The organism is Gemmatimonadota bacterium (genome assembly GCA_016714015.1).
Taxonomy (GTDB): domain Bacteria; phylum Gemmatimonadota; class Gemmatimonadetes; order Gemmatimonadales; family Gemmatimonadaceae; genus Pseudogemmatithrix.
This window is the reverse complement of the sequence record JADJNZ010000001.1, coordinates 683,674-701,004: the sequence shown is the minus strand read 5'-3', so window position 1 is coordinate 701,004 and position 17,331 is coordinate 683,674. Positions and strand designations below refer to the sequence as shown.

Below are 17,331 nucleotides of genomic sequence, written 5' to 3'. Positions count from 1 at the left end.
GGGCGGTCCGCGGACTAGGTTTGGGCATGACCGAGGGGATCACACCGGAGATCGGCTACATCCTGCTGGTCTTCGGGCTCTTCGTCGTCCCGAAGTACCTGCAGCGTTTCCGTCTGCCGAGCGCGGTGACGAGCCTGGTCCTCGGCGCGGCGCTGGGGCTCACGTCTCCCGAACTCGCGGGCGACAACACCGTCCAGCTCTTCGCGACCCTCGGCATCGTCGCGCTCTTCCTCTTCGCGGGCCTCGAGGTCGAGTTCGGTGAACTGCGGAAGGAGTCGCGCGTCCTCATCTGGCATCTCGCCGTCCAGGCCGTGGTGCTCGTCGGCCTCGGCGTGGCGGCCGGGCGCCTCCTCGGACTCCCCGACCGCGCGGCCGCGCTGGTCGCGCTCGCGCTAGGCACGCCGTCCACCGGGTTCATCCTCGATTCCCTCGGGAGCTACGGCCTCTCGGTGCGCGAGCGCTTCTGGGTCCGTTCGAAGGCGATCTCGACCGAACTCGTGGCGCTCGCGGTGATGTTCGTGGTGCTCCAAGGCGATGATGTGACGCGATTCGGCGTCTCGGCGGTCGTTCTCGCGGGCCTGGTGGTCGTCGTCCCGGTCGCGTTCCGGCTCTTCGCCCGCGTCATCCAGCCGTTCGCGCCGAAGTCGGAGTTCGCGTTCCTGATCATCGTGGCGCTCGTGTGCGCACTCGTCACCCGGCGTCTGGGGGTCTACTATCTCGTCGGAGCCTTCCTCGTCGGCGTCGCCGCGCAGCGGTTCCGCCGGGACCTGCCGGCGCTCGCCTCGGAGCAGATGCTCCATGCCGTCGAGGTCTTCGCGTCCTTCTTCGTCCCGTTCTACTTCTTCAAGGCGGGGGCGCACTTGCATGCCGATGATCTCACGCGGCAGACGTTCGTCGCCGGGGTCGCCCTCCTCGCGGTCGCCCTGCCGGTCCGCATCCTGAGCGTCGTGGCGCACCGCCGGGTCGCGCTCGGAGAAGGATGGCGCGCGGCGTTCCGGGTCTCGACGCCGCTGTTGCCGACCCTCGTGTTCACGCTCGTGATCGCGGAGGTCCTGCGCGAGCGATTCGTCCTGCCTCCCTGGCTGTTCGGCGGGCTCGTCTGGTACACCGTGCTGAATACGCTCATCCCGGGCCTCGTCCTTCGACTGCCGACGACGGACCCCGACCTGCTGGCCAAGGGCCCGGATCGCGGCGACTCCGAGCCGCGGCGGACCGGCCCTGAGGGCGGTGAGCCCGAGGACTCTGCGTCCGCATGAGCACCCCGCGCGTCGGCAACGGACCGTCGATGAATCCGTTCCGCACGCTGGCGGCCTATCGGAACTTCCGGATATTCTGGATCGGCCAGACCACGTCGCTCGTCGGCTCGTGGATGCAGACGGTGGCGGTCGGCTGGACGGCACTCGAGCTCACGAACGACGCATTCATGGTCGGGCTCGTGTCGGCGGCGAACACGTTCCCCATCCTCATCTTCTCTCTCCCGGGCGGGGTCGTCGCCGACCGGAGTTCGAAGCTGCGCGTCGTCCGGATCGCGCAGTCGCTGATGCTCGCCGAGGCGGCGGCGCTCTGGCTCCTGGCATGGACGGGACATCTCACGATCGGGTGGCTGATCGTTCTCGCGCTGGTGGGTGGCGTGCTCGGGGCGTTCGAGATCCCTGCCCGTCAATCATTGATGGTGGAACTCGTCGGTCGTGAGGACCTGCCCGCGGCGATCGGACTCAACTCCATGGGCTTCAACCTCGCGCGCGTCGCGGGGCCGAGCGTGGCCGCGCTCGTGATCGCCCGTCTCGGCGTCCCCTGGACCTTCGGCCTCAACGCTCTCAGCTACCTCGCCGTGCTCACCGGTCTGGCGCTGATCGACCTGCCCGAGCATCGCGCCGTGCCGCGCTCGTCGGCCACCCCGTTGTCCGGCATGGGCGACGCGATCCGTCACGTCCGCGAGACCGAGCCGCTCCCGATCCTCCTGCTCATCGCGACCGTCTTTTCGGTCCTCGGGGTGCCCGTCATCACGTTGCTCCCCGTCGTTGCGCGTGACGCGCTCTCCCTCGGCCCGGACGGCTACGGTGCGCTGATGGCCGCGCTCGGGCTCGGGGCGGTCACCGGTGCGCTCGTGACCGCCGTGGTCGGTGGCAGTGCCGCCCGCGGACGGATGTTCCGGGCTGCTTCGTTCGGCTTCGCCGGTCTGCTCCTGCTGTTCGCACTGGTCCGCGTGCCGCTGCTCAATGGTCTGCTCCTTTACGCGGTGGGGGCGGCGATGATGATCAACAATGTCCACGTGAACGCCCGACTGCAGGAGCTCGTCCCCGACTCGCTTCGCGGACGCGTGCTCTCGCTTTATGTGATGGTCTACGTCGGCGGCTCGCCGATCGGCAGCTTCGTCGGCGGCTGGGTCGCCCGCCGCGCGGGCGTCGAGTGGGCGATCGGCGGTGGCGCGGTCCTCATGCTGGTATTCGCGACCTGGGCCTTCCGCCGACATCCGGGGCTCGCCCGCGACTGAGGGTTGCGCACGACGGGAACAACGGCGAGGATTGCAGGGTAGACGTTCATTCGCCGCGCCTCTGGGCGCTGCTCGCGTCGCGTGAGTGCTGCCGCCTCGCCGAGCAACCATCCGTGCCGTTCCCTGGCCTCCGGAGGATCCGATGTTCGATGTCGCTCGGCTCGCGGCGGACCTCGCGTGGCCACTCGCACTGCTGCTGGCGTGGGTCGCCGGGGAGCTCGGACAGCGCTGGCTTCGCGTCCCGCGCATAAGCAGCTACGCCACCGTGGGATTCCTCCTGGCCGCATCGCAGGGTGGGCTGTTGCCGGCTTCGCCGTCCGACGGGATCCTGTTGCTCGCCAAGATCGCGCTCGGCCTCTTCCTCTTCGAAGCGGGGTACCGCATCAACCTCCGCTGGCTGCGCGCCAATCCGTGGCTCGCGGTCACGAGTGTTGCGGAGTCCACGCTCTCCTTCGTCGCCGTATGGGCACTGGTCCGCTGGCGCGGGATGCCCGAGGCGCCGTCGCTCCTGCTCGCGGCCCTCGCCATGGCGAGTTCGCCCGCGACGGTGGTCCGCGTGCTCAACGAACTGCGTAGCTCGGGCCAGGTGACCGAGCGGGTGCTCCATCTCTCGGCGCTGAACAGTGCGCTCGCGGTCCTCGTCCTCAAGGTCCTGCTTGGCCTGACGCCCGCCGGCTCCGTGGATGACGTCCCCGAGGCGGCCTACGATACCGTGCTCGTCCTCGGCGCGGCGATGCTCTCGGGGTATCTCATGGGGGCCTTCGTGCCGGCCCTGCTGAAGACCGTTCGTCGCACCACGCAGGACAGCACCGTCGCGTATGCCCTCGCGGTCATCGGACTCGTCGCGCTCAACCACAGCCTCGAGTTCTCTCCCGTGCTCGCGACCCTGACCTTCGGCCTCGTCTCACGGCACCGCCGCGTGTTCCTCACGCCCACCCAGCGTGGTTTCGGCACGATGGGTGACCTGCTTGGCGTGCTGCTCTTCACGTTCGTCGCGGTCCGGCTCGAGTGGAGGCAGGTCGGCGCAGGGTTCGGCTTCGGGATCGCGATCCTTCTCGTGCGCCAGTTCGCGAAGGCCGCCGCGATCGGTGCCCTCGCGTTCCTGAGCGGTACCTCCTGGCGAAAGGGCTTGCTCACCGGCATCGCGATGGCGCCAATGTCGGCGATCGTCATCGTCGTGCTCGAGCAATCGCACCTCGTCGGGCTCGGCATGCTCGATCAACTCGCACCCCTCGCCGCCGCCTCGCTGCTCATGGAGATGCTCGGCCCCATCGTCGTCGGCCGCGCGTTGCACTTCGCCGGCGAGCTCCCCGACCGCAGGGAGGCGTAAGATGCCGCTGGAACCCTTTTCCAAGTCCGTTCCGCTCAGCCTCGGCGTGGAACTGGAGTTGCAGCTCGTGAGCCTCAGCGACTTCGATCTCACCGCGGCGAGCCCGGACATGCTCGAGCTGCTGCGACGGAAGCCGTTCCCCGGGTCGGTCACGCCCGAGATCACCGAGAGCATGCTCGAGATCGCGACGAGCGTGCATCACGACCATCCCGCGTTGCTCGAACAACTGACGGCGGTGCGCGACACCCTGGTCCAGGCCGGCGCGCGCCTCAACGTGGGTGTCTGCGGCGGTGGCACGCATCCCTTCCAGCAGTGGACCGATCGCCGGATCTTCCGAAAGCCGCGATTCCGTGAGGTCTCCGCGCTGTACGGCTATCTGAGCAAGCAGTTCACCGTCTTCGGACAACACGTGCACGTCGGCTGCGGGAGCGGCGACGACGCCCTCTATCTGCTCCACGCGCTCAATCGGTACGTCCCTCACTTCATCGCCCTGAGCGCCTCGTCCCCGTTCGTGCAGGGGAAGGACACCCTCTTCAATTCGGCGCGGCTCAATTCGGTCTCGGCCTTCCCGCTGAGTGGCCGCGCCCCCTTCGTGCTCACGTGGGACGCGTTCGAGGCCTATTTCGCGAAGATGGAGCGCACCGGCGTCGTGAAGAGCATGAAGGACTTCTACTGGGACATCCGCCCCAAGCCGGAGTATGGGACGATCGAGCTCCGCGTCTGCGACACGCCGCTCTCGGTGGAGCGGGCCGCGGCCCTTGCTGCGTACCTGCAGGCCCTCTGTCGGTGGCTACTCGAACGCCCCGGTCCGCCACCCGCCGAGGATGACTACCTCGTCTACAGCTACAATCGCTTCCAGGCCTGCCGATTCGGCCTCGATGGCACGATAGTCGTGCCGCAGGGCCTCGACGTGGTCTCGCTGCGAGAAGATGTGCTGACCACGCTCCGCCAGGTCGAGGCCCATGCCGACATTGCGCAGGCGACGCCGGCGCTCGATCTGGTCTACCGGATGGCGCACGAGGGCAGTGACGCCAGCCACCTCCGTGCCGAGCACACGAGACGCGGGAGCATGGAGGGCGTCGTGGACTCCGCCCTCGACCGCTTCAGGCTCGGCGAGGGTGCGACGGCCTGACGCCTACTCGTCGCGGTCGGGCCGCTCCTGCTGCACGCCACCCTTCCGTCGCACCGAGCGCCCGTACTGCCCGCTCTCCGACCGCGAGAGCTTCCGCCGCGCGACGAGCGCCTCCAGCACCAGCTCGCAGGCGACCACGGCATCGGCATCGTCGCCAACACCGAGCCCGCTGGCGGTGACGATCTCGATGAGCCCCGGCACCGCCGCGAATCCCTGCCGCGCCACCGCCGCGCTCGCGTCATCGCTCACCTGGAGGGCCTGGCCGCGGTCGAACCACATCACGATCTCGTCGAGGTCGAGGTCGTCCCCGCGCTCGGCGAGCGTCGCGTCCGCGGCGCGGCGGATGAGCTCGCGAGCGATCGTCGCGCCGCCGATCAGCTCCCCCTCATACTCGAGCTCGATCTTGCCGGTGATCGCCGGCAACGCCGCATAGATGTCGGCGAGGCGCGGCACGATCGTCGGCTCGCCGAGGCGCACGGCGCGCCGCTCGGCGTTCGAGATCACGTTCTCGAGGAGCGTGATCGAGAGGCGCTGCGAGACGCCCGACCGCTGGTCGATCCGCTTCTCCTGCCGCGCCTCGAACGCCACGCGCTCCGCCACCTCGCTCACGATCCCGGGGAGGCGGAGCGGGAGTCCGTCGCGCGTCACCCAGGCCTCCTGCGCGGTGATCGCCATCGCGAGGTCCACCGTCGCCGGGTAGTGCGTGATGATCTCCGACCCGATGCGGTCCTTGAGCGGCGTGATGATCTTGCCGCGCGCCGTGTAGTCCTCGGGGTTCGCGGTGAACGCGAGCACCACGTCGAGCGCGAGGCGCACCGGGTACCCCTTGATCTGCACGTCACCTTCCTGCATCACGTTGAACAACCCCACCTGCACCTTGCCCGCGAGGTCGGGGAGCTCGTTGAGCGCGAAGATGCCGCGGTTCGCGCGCGGCAGCATCCCGTAGTGGATCGAGAGCTCGTCGGAGAGGAGGTGGCCGCCGCGTGCCGCCTTGATCGGGTCGAGGTCGCCGATGAGATCCGCCACCGTCACGTCGGGCGTCGCGAGCTTCTCGACATAGCGCTGGTCGCGCGCGAGCCAGGCGATCGGCGTGTCGTCGCCGGCGGCGGTGATGCGGTCGCGTCCGTACTTGGAGATGGGCGCGAACGGGTCATCGTTCGTCTCGCTCCCCTCGATCACCGGCAGCGCCGGGTCGAGCAACGACGTGAGCGCGCGAAGGATGCGCGACTTGGCCTGCCCGCGGAGCCCGAGCAGGATGAAGTGGTGCCGCGAGAGCAGCGCATTCACGATCTGCGGCATCACCGTGTCCTCGTAGCCGAGGACCCCCGCGAAGAGCGGCTTCCCGTCGGCGATGCGCGCGAGGAGATTGTGACGGATCTCGTCGCGGACCGACCGTCCACGACGATCGGGGGTGCCGTACGGGGACGCCTTGAGGGCGCCAAGGGTCGCGGGAAGGTGAGTGGTCATCAGCTGGCGGGTCGGATCTCGACGAGGTTGTCGTAGAAGACGGGACCGGCGCCCATGTCGGTGAGGCGCTGGCTCGTGGTGGCGTTCACGGTGCGGCCGTCAGGGGAGAGCTTCGCCCACCAGATCCCGGGGGCCCACGCGACGCCCTCCCTGATGCCCTCCCGAACGCGCGCGCGCGCCTGGAAGTGCCCACGCTCGTTCTCGACCATCACCATCGCGCCCTCAACGATCCCGCGTCGCTCGGCGTCGCGCGGATGGAGCGCCACCTCGGGTTCGCGGGCAGCCCGCTGGAGCGGCCCCACGTTGACGAAGCTCGAGTTGAGGAACTGGTGCGCCGGCGACGAGATGAGCGTGATCGGGAAGCGCGCCGCGAGGGCCGGGACGTTCTCGGGGAACTCGTACGGCGGGGTGAAGGCGGGGAGCGGATCGAGCCCCATCGCCTCCATGCGCGCGGAGAAGAACTCGCACTTGCCGCTCGGCGTGTGGAAGCCGCCCTCCGCGTACGGCACGTACGGCGAGGGCAGCGCGAGGCGCGCCCAGCCATCGCGCTGGAGCGACTCCCACGTCACGGTGGCCATCTTCGGGTCGGACGAGGTGAGCCCCTGCTTCACGAGCGTCTCGTCATCGTCCCGCAGGCAGGGGTGGTCGAGCCCCATGCGCGCGGCCAGGCGACGGAAGATCTCGGTGTTGGGGAGGGCATCCCCCAACGGCGCGATCGCGGGGCGGTTGAGCGACGCGTAGAGGTGCCCATACGACCAGTGCACGTCGAGGTGCTCGAGCTGCGTCGTCGCCGGGAGGACCCAGTCGGCGTAGTCGCACGTGTCGGTGCGGAAGTGCTCGAGGACGACGGTGAAGAGGTCCTCGCGCTTGAGGCCGTCGATCACCGCGAGATGGTCGGGGGCGATCGCGGCGGGATTGGAGTTGTAGACGATCATCGCGCGCACCGGCGGTCCGCCGACGCCGGCGTCCGGCTTGGCCAAGGCGTCACCGAGGAGCGACATGTTGATCGTGCGCGTGCCGGGCGGGACCAGGTCGGGCCGCTGCACGGTCGCCTTGTCGAACGCGAAGTTGCCGCTGGTCGAGAGGACCACGCCGCCACCGGCGCGCCGCCAATGCCCGGTGACCGCGGGGAGGCAGGCGATCGTGCGGACCGCCATCGCACCGCCGGCATGGCGCTGCAGCCCGTAGTTGAGACGGACGAAGGCGGCCTTCGCGCGACCGTACTCGCGCGCGAGCTCGGTGATGCGCACCGCCGGGATGCCGGTGATCGCCGAGACGCGCTCCACCGGATACTCCTGCACCCGCGCGCGCAGCTGCTCAGCGCCGAGCGTGTGGCGCGCGAGGTAGTCGTCGTCCTGCATGCCCTCGGCGAAGAGCACGTGCATCATCCCGAGCGCGAGCGCGGCGTCGGTCCCGGGGCGGATGCCGATCCACTCGTCGCACTGCTCGGCCGTGCGCGTGCGGATGGGGTCGATGCAGATCACCTTCACGCCACGCGCCTTCGCTTCGAGGATCCGCGGCCAGAGGTGCGGGTTGCTCGTGAGCGTGTTCGTGCCCCAGAGGACCACGAGGTCGCTCAGCGGCACCGCCTCGGTGTCCGCCCCGATGCTCGCGCCGACGGTCATGCGCATCCCCATCATCCCCGCTGTCGCGCAGATCGTGCGGTCGAGCAGCGACGCGCCGAGGAGATGGAAGAACCGGCGATCCATCGACTCGCTCTGCAGCAGCCCCATCGTGCCGGCGTACGAGTACGGCAGGATCGCCTGCGGTCCGTCGCTCGAATGGCGGGTCGCATTCAGCTTCGCGGCGATCGCGTCGAGCGCCTCGTCCCACGTCGCGGTGACGAACTCGCCCTTCCCCTTCGCGCCGACGCGCCGGAGCGGCGTGAGCACGCGATCGGCGTGGTAGGTGCGTTCGAGGTAGCGATTGACCTTCGTGCAGAGGAATCCCTGTGTGAAGGGATGCGCGGGATCGCCCTGGATGCGCGTCGCGCGTCCCGACTCGACGGTGACGAGCGTCGCGCAGGTGTCCGGACAATCGTGCGGACAGGCCCCGCGGATCACTCGGCTGCTCTGCGTGCCTGGTTCGATGGTCGCGCTCACGCTGATGTCGCCCCGGGTGGGAGGGAACGTCCTGCAAGCTAACGCGCGTGTCGTCCACGGGACGGATGGCGCGTAAGTCGTTGATTGTCAACGGGTTGGACATGCAATTTCCAGCGACTGTCTCGCGCACGCCTGGACAGCATGTGGCGCCGCGACGGTGTCGGTCGTCAAAGGGGCGCGGAAGGTCGGAGCCAACTCTTTGTCACTCAATGACTTGCGTGTAGGCAACGGATTGACCGCATGAACCGCCCCATTTAGTTTCCTTCCGTGCGCTGAACGCGAACGTCTCGCGAGCGCGCGCCCCACCACACCTCGGAGAAGAGTTCCAAATGAAGAAGCTCGCGATCGTTGCCTCGCTCGTCCTGTTCGCCGCCTGCGCTCCGAAGGAAGAAGCTGCTCCCGCGACCGAGATGGCCGCGCCCGCGCCTGCCGCGATGACGGACACGGCCGCGATGGCCGATACCACGAAGAAGGATTCGACCGGGGCCGCGATGCCGATGGCCGACACGACCAAGCACTAAGCTTCGGTCCCTGCTGGTCTCGAACGCGCGATCCCTCGGGATCGCGCGTTTCGCGTTCCTACCCTTGCGACGCCGGCATGCGCTCCACGCGCGCACTCGTCGCCTGCGCCGTGCGCGCGACATCCTCGACGCGCACCGTCGCACCCGGCTCGACCTCGCGGCGCAGCATCGCGATCGCGAGCGGTCCGCGCGACGCGGACACCACGGCGGTCCGCACCTCGCCGACGTCGGTCCCGCTCGCATCGAGCACACGCGCACCCTCTCGCAGCGGCGCCCCGCTCACGAGCCAGCGGAGGTGACGGTTCACGTGCCCGCGGAAGTGGATGCGCGCCACCACCTCCTGGCCCGTGTAGCAGCCCTTGTTGAACGAGATCGCGTCGAGGGCATCGAGCACCGCCTCCTGCGGGATGGTCTCCCCATCCATCTCCGCGCCGAACTCGGGGAGCCCGCGCTCGACGCGCCAAGTGCGCACCTCGTCGGCGCCGGCTGACCGGGCGCCAACCGCGAGCAGCGCCGTGCGGAGCGTCGCAACGCGTGCGCGCGTGGCGAAGAGGTCGAAGCCCGGCACCGAGAGGTCATCCGATCGCACGACCCACGCCACATCGTCGCCCGCGCCGCTCCAGCGGCCACCGAGCGGCGCGAGCGCCTCGATCGCATCCCGCATCGCCTCGTCCCCGCCGAGCGCGCGCGCCAGCGCCCCCGCCGCGTCGTCGCCGTGCACGCCGAGGCAATCGGTGGCCTCGGTGACCAGCGCGTACTTCGCGAGTCGCGGGTTCACGAACTTGCGGATCATCGCCGCGAAGCCCTCACCCGCGGCGGCATCGCAGTCCACCAGCAGATCCGTCCCGCGGTCGAAGATGCGGCAGAGCGCGATCACGCGCCCCTTCGGTGTGAGCGCCGCCGCGCGCTGCCCGGCGCCCGCGGTCAGCGTGACCACATCGTTGGTCACGAGTCCGCCGAGCGCCGCCTTCGCCTGCTCGCCGCTGAAGGTCATGCGCATCCGCGCCGTCCGGTCGTGGACGAAACGGCTCACCGGCGGCGCTCCGTGCTCGTGCCCGTGAGCGCGCGCATGCGCTCCGGTGTGAGGTCCACGAGCGATTCGATCCAGGCATCGCCCTCGATCGCCTCGTGCGCCGGGAGCGGCCCGACGCCCACGCTCGCGATGTTCGCGCGGCGCGCGGCCCGGAGCCCGACCACATGATCCTCCACCGCGAGCGCCTTCAACTGCTGACCGGGGAAGAGCTGGCCGATGCGTGCGAGGGCCGCGAGCCAGGGTTCGCGCGCCGGCTTGGTCGGCAGCACGTCCTCCACCGCGATCATCGGGCGGAAGAGCCCTTCCATGTCGGCGAGCCCGAGCAGGAACTCCACCTCGCGACGGGAGGCGCGCGTGACGAGCGCGAGCCGCGCATGGGCGGCGAGCCGCTCGAAGACGACGCGCGCGTCGGGGGCGAGCGGCAGCCCCTTCCCGGCGCGGGTGGCGAAGGCCCGCTCGGCGCGCAGGCGACCGAGTTCGACCGCGGTCTCGTCCTCGGGCGCGCCAGCCGCGCGTCGCGCGCGCCGCACCGCGTCCTCCGTCGCGTATCCGGCCGCCTCCTCGAGGATGGCCTCGGTGCAGACGATCCCCTCCACCGCGAGTGACTCCGCGAGCGCGGCGCGTCGCGCCGGCGCCGTCTCCACGATCACACCCTCGAACTCGACCAGCAGGACCGGGACATCCATGGGCGAATGCTAACCGGGCCGACGGCCCTGCGCGTAGCCCTCCGCCAGGAGCTCCACCGGGTGACGCGCCGTCACGTGACTCCCCGCGAGGCGCAGGCCACCGCCGATCTGCATCAGGCAGCCGGGATTCCCCGTCGCGATGACGGTCGCGCCGGATTCGGCGATCCGCGCCAACTTCGGGGCGAGCACGCGCTCCGAGACGTCCGGCTGGACGAGGTTGTAGATGCCGGCGCTGCCGCAGCACTGGTCGCTGTCGGCGAGTGGCACGAGCGCGACATGCTTGCAGGCCCGGAGCACCGCCTGCGGAGGCGCGACCACGCGCTGCGCATGCTGGAGATGGCACGGCGCGTCGTAGGCGACGCGCGGAACACCCACGGCGGCGCCCTCGCCCGGCGCGACCGCATGCGTCGCGATCAGCCCGGCTTCAGCGAGCACCTCGTGCACGTCGCGCACCTTCGTCGAGAAGGCCCCGGCGCGCGCCGCCCACGCAGGATCATCGTGGAGGAGGTGTCCATACTCCTTGCACATCGCGCCGCAGCCGGCCGAGTTGAGCACGATCACCTCGGCGCCGCTTCGTTCGAATGCCGCGATGTTCTCCCGCGCGAGGGCCTGCGCGGTCGCGCGGTCGCCGGCGTGCGCGTGCAGCGCGCCGCAGCAGCGTTGTCCCGGCGCCTCCTGCAAGCGCCACCCGTTGTGGACCAGCACGCGCTCGGTCGCTCGATTCACGCCGGTGAAGAGGCCCTCCATCACGCACCCGGTGAGCACCGCGGCCGTGCCCCGCGCGCCATCGCCGCGCGGGGTCCATCGCGGTGACGACGGCCGCGCGGTGGACGCGAGCATCGCGAGCGGCATCGCCATGCGCGCGGGGAGTCGCGCGGCGAACCAGGCCGCGAGTCCGCTCCCGCGCATCGCGCGCGCTGCAACGAGTGCCGGTCGCAGCAACCACTCGCGTGCGAAGACCGCGAGCACAAGACGCGCGACCCATGGCAGCGGCCGATGCGGCACCAGCGAGGCGCGCGTCGCCTCGAGCAGCGCACCGTACGGCACGCCGCTCGGACAGGCCGTCTCGCATCCGCGGCAGCCGAGACATTGGTCCAGGTGCGCGCCGACCTGCGGGTCATCGGGGCGTACCGTGCCCTCGAGCAGCGCGCCCATCAGCAGCAGCCGACCACGCGGCGAGTCGTTCTCGTCCTCGAGCGCGAGATAGGTGGGGCAGGCGGGGAGGCAGAAGCCGCAGTGCACGCACTGGTCCAAGCCCGCGCGCGCGGCGTCGAGAAGCGGAAGGGACGACGCGCTCATGCGGGCTCCCCGAGGAGGCCGGGATTCAGGATGCGATCCGGGTCGAAGCGGTCGCGCAGGCGCACGGCGATCGGATCCCACCGCCACGAGAGCGCGCGCGCGGGCGGATCGTCGAACGCGCGCCAGGCATCCAGCGCGTCGGGTGGCTGCGGCATCGTCTCGCCGAGCGCGCGCAACGCCGCCCGCGACGCCTCGACGAAGGCCGCGTTGCCGCCCAGGCGCACGAGGAACAGAGAGGGGTCGCCCGACTCTCCGTTCGGCGGCTGGTGCCGCACGCAGGCGAGCGGTGCGAGCGGGCCGCGCACGTACGCTTCGAGCGCCGAGCGGTCCGAGGATGGGAGTCGTATCGCCCAGGTCTCATCGACGACGGGGCGTGCGCGCAGGCGCAGGTGCACCGCCGTGATCGCGCCCAGCGTGCCCCATGCGCCGGTCATCGCGCGCGTGAGGTCGAATCCGGCGACGTTCTTCACGACACGTCCCCCCGCCGCGATGATCCGTCCCGTCCCGTCGACGCACTCCAGCCCGAGCACGAGGCTGCGCGGCCGACCGAGGGCGGCGGCATACGGTCCTTCGCTCGCGGTCGCGACCGTCGCGCCCACGGTGCTCGTCAGGTCCGTGCCGGGCGGTGCGAGCGGGCACCACTGTCCGTGAGGTCGCGTCGCCTCGTCGAGCTCGGCGAGCGTGGTCCCGGCGCCGCACGAGAGCGTGAGATCCGCAGGATGGTAGGAGACGATGCCGTGCATCGCCCGGAGCGAGACGGTCCGCGCTGCACGCACCGGATGCCCCGCGGTGAGCCACGTGCCCAGGCCGGCGAGCCGGAGCCCTGCGCGCGCTGCGCGCGCATCGCGCACGAGCGTCGCGAGCTCGTCGGTCGTGCGCGGGAACTCGGCGTGGAGGGTGCGCGGCCCGACCACACCGGAGGCCAGTGGCGTCACGTGCCCGCCGCCTGCGGGCGCGCGGCGGCCGCCGCATGCCACTCGCGGCACGCGCGCACCGGCACCGTCTTCCCCGGGTTCGCGCGCCGCGCCGGATCGAACACGTCTCGCAGCGAGCACATCGCATCGAGCGTGTCGGCGGTGAAGAGCTGTTCCATGTACGGCAGCTTGTCGAGCCCCACGCCATGCTCGCCGGTGATCGTGCCGCCGGCCGCGATGCATCGCGTCATGATCTCCTTCATCGCGGCGTGCACCCGTGCCGACTCGTCCGCGTCGTTGGCGTCGTAGGGGATGTTGGGATGGAGGTTCCCGTCACCGGCGTGGAAGACGTTGCAGATCCGCAGGCCGTGACGCGCGCCGATCGCGGCGATGTCGTCGAGCACCTCGGCCAGGCGCGAGCGCGGCACTACGGCATCCTGCACCACCAGGTGCGGGGCCACCCGCCCCATCGCGCCGAAGGCCTTCTTGCGTCCCTGCCAGAGCCGCGCCCGCTCGGCGGGGTCGCGCGCCACGCGCACGTCGCGTGCGCCGGACGCGCGACAGAGCCGCTCGATCGCCTCGGCGTCCGCGTCGAGCCCGGCCGCCGCACCATCCACCTCCGCAAGCAGCACCGCGGCGGCGTCGCGCGGATATCCCGCGGCGTAGACGCTCGATTCCACCGCCTCGATCGTCGCCTGGTCCATGAGTTCGAGCGCCGCAGGCAGGATCCCCGCCGCGACGATCCGCGATGTCGCCTCGGCCGCCCAGCGCACGCTCGTGAAGTCGGCGAGGAGCGTGACGACCGACTCCGGATCCGGCGTGAGCCGCACCGTCACGTCCACCACGACGCCGAAGCACCCTTCACTGCCGACGAACGCGCCGAGGAGGTCGTACCCGCCGACGTCACCGCGGTCGAGCGTGAGCACCTCGCCATCGGGGAGGACCACCGTCGCGCGCAGCACATGGTCGAGCGTGACGCCGTACTTGAGGCAGTGCGGCCCGCCGGCGTTCTCCGCGATGTTGCCGCCGATGGTGCACGCCGACTGCGAGGAGGGGTCCGGCGCGTAGTGGAGCCCGTGCGGGGCCGCCGCGCGCGTGAGCAGGGCGTTCACGACGCCCGGCTCGACCGTGGCCGTGCGCGCCAACGGGTCGATGGCGATGATCCGCTTGAGGCGATGAAGGCCGAGCAGCGTGATGCCGTCGGCGAGCGCCCCGCCCGAGAGGCCGGTGCCGGCGCCGCGCGCGACGAACGGGACCGCCGCCGCCGCGAGTGCGCGGACGACCTCGATGAGTTCGGTCCGCGTCCCCGGGAAGACCGCGAGCGACGGGGCGCGCTGGAGCCCCGGCAACGCATCGGAGCGGTACACGAGCAGCTTCGGGACGCGCACGAGCACGTGCGAATCGCCCACGAGGCGGCGGAGCTCGGCGACGAGGTCGGTCACGTCGGAGAAACTACACGAATGGATGCACGAAGGGGGCCCGGATTCGCATCCGGACCCCCTTCGACCCTCGCCGCGCGATCACCGGGCGCGCGACGAGCGGCTGCGACCTACACGATCAGGTGATCGCCCAGAACCCGGCGAGGGAGCGACCCTCGGGCGAGGTACGGAGCTTGTCGAACGCGCGCTCGCGGATCTGCCGGATGCGCTCGCGGGTCACGCCCATCAGCGCGCCGATCTTCTCGAGCGTCATCGCCTCGGCCCCTTCATCGAGACCGTAGTACAGGTTGAGGATCTTGCGTTCGCGCGGCGTCAGGTAGTTGCGGAACACCTTGTCGATGCACTCGCGCATGAGCTTGAAGTCGGTGCGCTCCTCGATCTCCACGCCGTCGCCGCCGGCGAACCGCTCGCCGAGGGTGCAGGCTTCGCGATCGGAGCGATCCACTGGCGCGTCGAGCGAGAGCTCGGTGGAGGACATCTGCTTGGCGGCCCGGACCTGCTCCGGGGTCTCCTCGAGGAGGCGACCGATCTCACTGTCGGTCGGGTCGCGCTTGAGGACCTGGGCCAGGACCGTCTCGGCGCGCGAGAGCCGGATGAGCTGCGAGTTCTGGTTGAGCGGGATGCGGACCGAGCGCGTCTGCTCGGCGAGCGCCTTGAGGACCGCCTGGCGCACCCACCACACGGCGTACGAGATGAACTTCACGCCCTGGTCGGGATCGAACTTGCGGACCGCCTTCAGCAGTCCCTCGTTGCCGATGGCGACGAGCTCCGAGAGGTCGAGGCCGTGGCCCTGGTACTTCTTGACGTAGCTGATCACGAACCGGAGGTTCGCGGTCACGAGCCGCTCGGCGGCGGCTTCATCGCCCTTCTGGGCGAGTCGGGCGAGTCGACGCTCTTCAGCGGCGTCGGTGATCAGCGGGAGCTTCTGGATGTCCGAGAGGTACTGGTCGAACGCGGAAGAGGGTGAGGAACGGAAATAGCCTTTCGATCTCGTTTCGGTCGCGTGCTGCATACCCATCCCCATACCTGCGTGTTGAAGGAGGCGGCGCCCCGCTTGGGGAGCCAGTACCTGCGACGCTCTGTGGGACGTGCGGCGAACTTGATACAAGGCCGTCACCTGACGGCGGCCTCCGGATCGACCTCTCCGGACGCCCAAGGCTATATGAGGAGGGGAAGGGCGGTCAACAGCCAAGAAGCGTGCCAATGCGACAGCGTCCCGTCGGCACCGCGCCATCCCGTTGTATCACAATGTGTTAGGACCGCTCACAAATGTTCGAGCGCCCGCAAGGTATCCGCGTCACTCACCCGGACGCCGTAGCGCGTCGCGCTCCCGGCCATCTCGCCCATCGCCCGCGGCAGGGCGAACTCCACCTGTCCGGCGCGCGCCTTCTTGTCGGTGCGCGTCGCCGTGACGATCTCGGCCGGGCTCACGCCGTCGGGGAGTCGCACCGGGAGCCCGGCGGCATCGCACACCGTCGCGATCGCGTCGGCGAGGCCACGCTCGGCGAGGCGCAGCCGTTCGGCGAGGACCGCCTCCGCCACCATCCCGATCGCGACCGCTTCACCGTGCGAGACGCCGTACGCGGTCACCTGCTCGATGGCGTGCGCGATGGTGTGGCCGAAGTTCAGGATCTTGCGCAGGCCGCCCTCGCGCTCGTCCTGTCGCACCACCTGGACCTTGATCTCGATCGACCGGCGCACGAGATGCATCTGCGTCGCGTCGTCGGGTGCGTCGGCGTGGAGGATCTGGCGCAGGTTGGCGGCGATCCAGCCGAAGTAGACCGGGTCCGCGATCACGCCGTGCTTGATCGCCTCCGCGAGCCCGACGCGCATCTCCTTCGGCGGCAGCGAGGTCAGGAGCCGCGGGTCGGCGATGACGAGCGTCGGATGATGGAACGCCCCGACGAGGTTCTTCCCCGCGGGGGTGTCGACTCCCGTCTTGCCCCCGATCGACGAGTCGATCATCGCGAGCAGCGAGGTGGGCACCTGCACCAGCGGCACGCCGCGCAGGAAGGTCGCCGCGACGAACCCGGCGAGGTCGCCGGTGACGCCGCCGCCGAGCGCGACGATGACCGTGTCACGGCCGCAGCCGGCCGCGATGAGCTGGTCGGTCAGGGTGGACCAGGTCTGGCGGGTCTTGTTCTTCTCGCCCGACGGGAACGTCAGCAGGAGCGGTGTGGGGGTGGTGCTCCCGAACGCGGCCAGCGCCGCCTGACCATACAGCGTCGCCACCGCCTGGTCGGCGATGACGACGACGCGGTGCTCCGGCGCGCGCTGGCTGACGCGTGCGCCGAGGGTCTCGAGCGCGCCCGGCGCGACCTCGATGCTCGCGCCGTGGAGCGTCAGGGGTGCGTGCACGCTACCAGGTCACTTCGCCGGCGCCCGCGCGCTTGTTCGCCACGCGGGCGAGCACGAAGAGCAGGTCGGAGAGCCGGTTGAGGTAGACGATCACGATCTGCGGCACCTCGGTGTCGCGCTGCAGGTGGATCACCGCGCGTTCCGCCCGGCGGCAGGTCGTGCGTGCGACGTGGAGCGAGGCGGCCTTGGGCGTGCCGCCCGGGAGGATGAACGCCTTGAGCGGCTCGAGCTCGGCCTCGCCGTCGTCGATCGCCTGCTCGAGCTGGGCGATGCGCGCGTCGGAGATGCGCGCCTTGGCGAGTTGCTCACGCATCTTCTCCAGGTCGGGGGTCGCGAGGAGCGCGCCGAGCGCGAAGAGGTCGCGCTGGACCGGCGCGAGGACCTCGTCGATGCGCGGCATCATCTCGGCCGATCGGGCCATGCCGATCACCGCGTTGAGCTCGTCCACGGCGCCGTAGGCTTCGACGCGGGGATGGTCCTTCGCCACGCGCCCGCCGCCGAAGAGGCCGGTGTCGCCGTCGTCCCCGGTCTTGGTGTAGATCTTGTTGGTCATCGC

General features: G+C 70.4%; 15 protein-coding genes. 5 read left to right on the top strand and 10 right to left on the bottom strand.

Annotation, left to right across the window (positions count from 1 at the left end):
• Nucleotides 1-26 precede the first annotated feature (26 nt).
• The 4 genes from IPJ78_02995 (at nucleotide 27) to IPJ78_02980 (ending at nucleotide 4,956) form a co-directional block, all read left to right on the top strand.
• Nucleotides 27-1,256 carry a cation:proton antiporter gene (locus IPJ78_02995; GenBank protein ID MBK7905507.1) on the top strand — a complete coding sequence of 410 codons (1,230 nt, stop codon included), beginning with the start codon at nucleotides 27-29 and terminating at the stop codon, nucleotides 1,254-1,256.
• Nucleotides 1,253-2,494 carry an MFS transporter gene (locus IPJ78_02990; GenBank protein ID MBK7905506.1) on the top strand — a complete coding sequence of 414 codons (1,242 nt, stop codon included), beginning with the start codon at nucleotides 1,253-1,255 and terminating at the stop codon, nucleotides 2,492-2,494. Before IPJ78_02995 ends, IPJ78_02990 begins: the two co-directional genes overlap by 4 nt.
• 142 nt (nucleotides 2,495-2,636) lie before the next feature.
• Nucleotides 2,637-3,824 carry a cation:proton antiporter gene (locus IPJ78_02985; GenBank protein MBK7905505.1) on the top strand — a complete coding sequence of 396 codons (1,188 nt, stop codon included), beginning with the start codon at nucleotides 2,637-2,639 and terminating at the stop codon, nucleotides 3,822-3,824.
• 1 nt (nucleotide 3,825) lies between these two features.
• Nucleotides 3,826-4,956 carry a glutamate--cysteine ligase gene (locus tag IPJ78_02980; GenBank protein ID MBK7905504.1) on the top strand — a complete coding sequence of 377 codons (1,131 nt, stop codon included), beginning with the start codon at nucleotides 3,826-3,828 and terminating at the stop codon, nucleotides 4,954-4,956.
• Nucleotides 4,957-4,959: 3 nt separating this feature from the next.
• Here IPJ78_02980 and IPJ78_02975 read toward each other — a convergent pair whose 3' ends face one another.
• Nucleotides 4,960-6,423 carry a sigma 54-interacting transcriptional regulator gene (locus tag IPJ78_02975; GenBank protein MBK7905503.1) on the bottom strand — a complete coding sequence of 488 codons (1,464 nt, stop codon included), beginning with the start codon at nucleotides 6,421-6,423 and terminating at the stop codon, nucleotides 4,960-4,962.
• Entirely contained in the window at nucleotides 6,423-8,513 is a 2,091-nt protein-coding gene (locus IPJ78_02970) for a molybdopterin oxidoreductase family protein (protein ID MBK7905502.1), read from the bottom strand. The genes IPJ78_02975 and IPJ78_02970 overlap by 1 nt, the downstream gene beginning before the upstream one ends.
• Before the next feature lie 341 nt (nucleotides 8,514-8,854).
• Between IPJ78_02970 and IPJ78_02965 the strand changes: the two genes are divergently transcribed.
• Complete coding sequence (locus IPJ78_02965) at nucleotides 8,855-9,046, top strand: hypothetical protein (GenBank protein MBK7905501.1); 192 nt, start codon at nucleotides 8,855-8,857, stop codon at nucleotides 9,044-9,046.
• A gap of 58 nt (nucleotides 9,047-9,104) precedes the next feature.
• On the opposite strand, the gene IPJ78_02960 is transcribed toward IPJ78_02965, so the two are convergent.
• The 8 genes from IPJ78_02960 to IPJ78_02925 form a co-directional block, all read right to left on the bottom strand.
• Nucleotides 9,105-10,079, bottom strand: a complete 975-nt coding sequence (locus IPJ78_02960) for a folate-binding protein YgfZ (GenBank protein ID MBK7905500.1) — start codon at nucleotides 10,077-10,079, stop codon at nucleotides 9,105-9,107.
• On the bottom strand, nucleotides 10,076-10,765 hold the full coding sequence (locus IPJ78_02955; GenBank protein MBK7905499.1) for an HAD family phosphatase: 690 nt from the start codon (nucleotides 10,763-10,765) through the stop codon (nucleotides 10,076-10,078). Before IPJ78_02955 ends, IPJ78_02960 begins: the two co-directional genes overlap by 4 nt.
• 9 nt (nucleotides 10,766-10,774) lie before the next feature.
• A complete protein-coding gene (locus tag IPJ78_02950; GenBank protein ID MBK7905498.1) occupies nucleotides 10,775-12,064 on the bottom strand; it encodes a 4Fe-4S dicluster domain-containing protein in 1,290 nt (429 codons plus the stop codon).
• Nucleotides 12,061-12,999 carry an FAD-binding protein gene (locus IPJ78_02945; GenBank protein MBK7905497.1) on the bottom strand — a complete coding sequence of 313 codons (939 nt, stop codon included), beginning with the start codon at nucleotides 12,997-12,999 and terminating at the stop codon, nucleotides 12,061-12,063. The genes IPJ78_02950 and IPJ78_02945 overlap by 4 nt, the downstream gene beginning before the upstream one ends.
• A complete protein-coding gene (locus IPJ78_02940; protein ID MBK7905496.1) occupies nucleotides 12,996-14,387 on the bottom strand; it encodes an FAD-binding protein in 1,392 nt (463 codons plus the stop codon). Before IPJ78_02940 ends, IPJ78_02945 begins: the two co-directional genes overlap by 4 nt.
• 148 nt (nucleotides 14,388-14,535) lie before the next feature.
• Nucleotides 14,536-15,429 carry an RNA polymerase sigma factor RpoD/SigA gene (locus IPJ78_02935; protein ID MBK7905495.1) on the bottom strand — a complete coding sequence of 298 codons (894 nt, stop codon included), beginning with the start codon at nucleotides 15,427-15,429 and terminating at the stop codon, nucleotides 14,536-14,538.
• Between the two features lie 251 nt (nucleotides 15,430-15,680).
• Nucleotides 15,681-16,775 (bottom strand): 3-dehydroquinate synthase, encoded by a 1,095-nt coding sequence (gene aroB, locus IPJ78_02930; GenBank protein MBK7905494.1) that lies wholly within the window; start codon nucleotides 16,773-16,775, stop codon nucleotides 15,681-15,683.
• A gap of 1 nt (nucleotide 16,776) precedes the next feature.
• On the bottom strand, nucleotides 16,777-17,328 hold the full coding sequence (locus IPJ78_02925; protein MBK7905493.1) for a cob(I)yrinic acid a,c-diamide adenosyltransferase: 552 nt from the start codon (nucleotides 17,326-17,328) through the stop codon (nucleotides 16,777-16,779).
• Nucleotides 17,329-17,331 lie beyond the last annotated feature (3 nt).

Bases quoted from the DNA above. Each gene is read 5' to 3' on its own strand.
- IPJ78_02995 (MBK7905507.1), top strand. From the start codon at position 27: ATGACCGAGGGGATCACACCGGAGATCGGCTACATCCTGCTGGTCTTC.
- IPJ78_02990 (MBK7905506.1), top strand. From the start codon at position 1,253: ATGAGCACCCCGCGCGTCGGCAACGGACCGTCGATGAATCCGTTCCGC.
- IPJ78_02985 (MBK7905505.1), top strand. From the start codon at position 2,637: ATGTTCGATGTCGCTCGGCTCGCGGCGGACCTCGCGTGGCCACTCGCA.
- IPJ78_02980 (MBK7905504.1), top strand. From the start codon at position 3,826: ATGCCGCTGGAACCCTTTTCCAAGTCCGTTCCGCTCAGCCTCGGCGTG.
- IPJ78_02975 (MBK7905503.1), bottom strand. From the start codon at position 6,423: ATGACCACTCACCTTCCCGCGACCCTTGGCGCCCTCAAGGCGTCCCCG.
- IPJ78_02965 (MBK7905501.1), top strand. From the start codon at position 8,855: ATGAAGAAGCTCGCGATCGTTGCCTCGCTCGTCCTGTTCGCCGCCTGC.
- IPJ78_02955 (MBK7905499.1), bottom strand. From the start codon at position 10,765: ATGGATGTCCCGGTCCTGCTGGTCGAGTTCGAGGGTGTGATCGTGGAG.
- IPJ78_02950 (MBK7905498.1), bottom strand. From the start codon at position 12,064: ATGAGCGCGTCGTCCCTTCCGCTTCTCGACGCCGCGCGCGCGGGCTTG.
- IPJ78_02935 (MBK7905495.1), bottom strand. From the start codon at position 15,429: ATGCAGCACGCGACCGAAACGAGATCGAAAGGCTATTTCCGTTCCTCA.
- IPJ78_02925 (MBK7905493.1), bottom strand. From the start codon at position 17,328: ATGACCAACAAGATCTACACCAAGACCGGGGACGACGGCGACACCGGC.